Genomic DNA, 2,287 nt, shown 5'->3' on the forward strand with positions numbered 1-2,287 from the left:
GTGTCGGCAACGGGTGAAACGAGGGCCACGTACGGCGGATGAAAAGTGAGCCACTCCGCGATCTCTTGATCATGCTGACTTCACTGGTCTGGAGTCAGGAGGAAGCGAGGGTGATCCACGTGGAGGACTGGGCTGAGATCCGCCGGATGCACCGGATGGAGGGGCTGTCGGCACGGGCGGTGGCCCGGCAGCTGGGGATTTCCAGGAACACCGTGTTGCGGGCTCTTGCCTCGGACCGGCCGCCGCAGTACCAGCGGGCGCCGAAGGGCTCGGCGGTGGACGCGGTCGAGTCGGCTGTCCGGGAGCTTTTGAAGCAGACGCCGACAATGCCCGTCACGGTGATCGCTGAGCGGATCGGCTGGGAACGCGGTCTGACGATCCTGCGTGAGCGGGTGCGCGAGCTGCGGCCGGCCTACCTTCCAGTGGACCCCGTCTCACGCACGGTCTATGAGCCGGGCGAGCTCGCGCAGTGCGACCTGTGGTTCCCGCCGGTCGATATCCCGCTCGGCTATGGCCAGACCGGCCGCCCGCCGGTGTTGGTCATCGTCTCCGGCTACTCCAGGGTGATCACCGCCCGGATGCTTCCCTCACGGCAGACAGGCGACCTGATCGACGGGCACTGGCGCCTGCTGACCGGTTGGCAAGCCGTGCCCAAGACGCTGGTCTGGGACAACGAGCCCGGCATCGGCAAAGGGCGCTTGACGAGCGAGTTCGCCGCGTTCGCCGGCCTGCTCGCCATCCGGGTCCACCTCTGCCGGCCCCGGGATCCGGAGGCAAAAGGCCTGGTCGAGCGTGCCAACGGCTACCTGGAGACCAGCTTCCTGCCCGGCCGCGTCTTCACCGGCCCGGACGATTTCAACGCCCAGTTGACCGCCTGGCTGCAGGTCGCCAACCGGCGCCATCACCGTGTCATTGACGCCCGGCCGGCAGACCGCTGGGAGGCCGACCGCGCGACGATGCTCGCCATCCCACCGGTCGCCCCTCCCAACTGGTGGCCGCTTCGCACCCGTCTGGGCCGCGACCACTACATCCGCATCGCCACCAACGACTACTCCGTCCACCCCCGCGCGATCGGCCACGTGATCACGGTCCGCAGCGACACCGAGGAGATCACCGTGACCTGCGGTGACGACCTGGTGGCCCGTCATGCCCGCTGCTGGGCCAGACACCAGTCGGTCACCGACCCCGAGCACGCAGCCGCGGCCCGGCACCTGCGCGAGCAGGTCTGGCACCAGCAGGCCGCCCGCACCGCGGCCCTGGCCCCGGACAGCCTGGGCATCGAGGTCGAACAGCGCGAGCTGGGCACCTACGACCGCATGTTCACCCTCATCGAGGGCGGAGGCGGAAAGGAGGAAACCTGATGTCCCGCACCGCCGCCGCCCCGGCCGGCCAGAAAACCACCAGTGCGGGTCGGCCGATGGACGCCCCTGCCGCCCGCACCGGTCGGCAGACCGCCGCCGACCTGGCCTTCCTCGCCCGCGCCATGAAGGCCCCCGCCCTGCTGGACGCTGCCGAGCGCCTGGCCGAACGCGCCCAGACCGAGTCCTGGACCCACCTCGAGTACCTCGTCGCCTGCCTCCAGCGCGAGGTCGCTGCCCGCGAGGCCCACGGCGGCGAGGGACGCATCCGGGCCGCCCGCTTCCCCGCCATCAAGACCATCGAGGAGCTCGATCTCACGCATCTGCGCGGTCTGACCCGCCAACAACTCGCACACCTGGGAACACTGGACTTCATAGCGGCCAGGGAGAACGCCGTCTTCCTCGGCCCGCCGGGCACCGGCAAGACACACGTCGCAACGGGGCTCGCCGTCCGGGCCTGCCAGGCAGGCCACCGGGTCGCCTTCGCCACCGCCGCCCAGTGGGTCGACCGCCTCGCCGCCGCCCACCAGAACGACCGGCTCCAGGACGAGCTGGTCAAGCTGGGCCGCTACCCACTGATCGTGATCGACGAAGTGGGGTATATCCCCTTCGAAGCCGAGGCCGCGAACCTGTTCTTCCAGCTCGTCTCGAACAGATACGAGAGGGCCAGCGTGATCGTCACCTCGAACAAACCCTTCGGACGCTGGGGAGAGGTCTTCGGCGACGAAACCGTGGCAGCGGCGATGATCGACCGCCTCGTCCACCATGCAGAGGTCTACTCCCTCAAGGGCGAGTCCTACCGCATGCGAGGCCGGGAACTCGGCCGCGTCCCCACGGCCACCGACAACAACTGACACGAACCACCGAGGCCGCACGGTGGCTCACGATTGAACCGTTCGAACTGGCCCCAAATTCAGCCGTTGCCGACA

At 69.1% G+C, this 2,287-nt stretch carries 2 protein-coding genes; both read left to right on the plus strand.

Annotation, left to right across the window (positions count from 1 at the left end):
* Positions 1–110 precede the first annotated feature (110 nt).
* Entirely contained in the window at positions 111–1,361 is a 1,251-nt protein-coding gene (istA, locus tag ABT114_RS50260) for an IS21 family transposase (protein ID WP_502988549.1), read from the plus strand.
* Entirely contained in the window at positions 1,361–2,212 is an 852-nt protein-coding gene (istB, locus tag ABT114_RS50265) for an IS21-like element helper ATPase IstB (RefSeq protein WP_351154056.1), read from the plus strand. The genes istA and istB overlap by 1 nt, the downstream gene beginning before the upstream one ends.
* The last annotated feature ends 75 nt before the right edge of the window (positions 2,213–2,287 follow it).

This window comes from Streptomyces sp. NPDC002088, from assembly GCF_040296605.1.
Taxonomy (GTDB): Bacteria; Actinomycetota; Actinomycetes; order Streptomycetales; family Streptomycetaceae; genus Streptomyces.

Bases quoted from the DNA above. Each gene is read 5' to 3' on its own strand.
- istB (WP_351154056.1), top strand. From the start codon at position 1,361: ATGTCCCGCACCGCCGCCGCCCCGGCCGGCCAGAAAACCACCAGTGCG.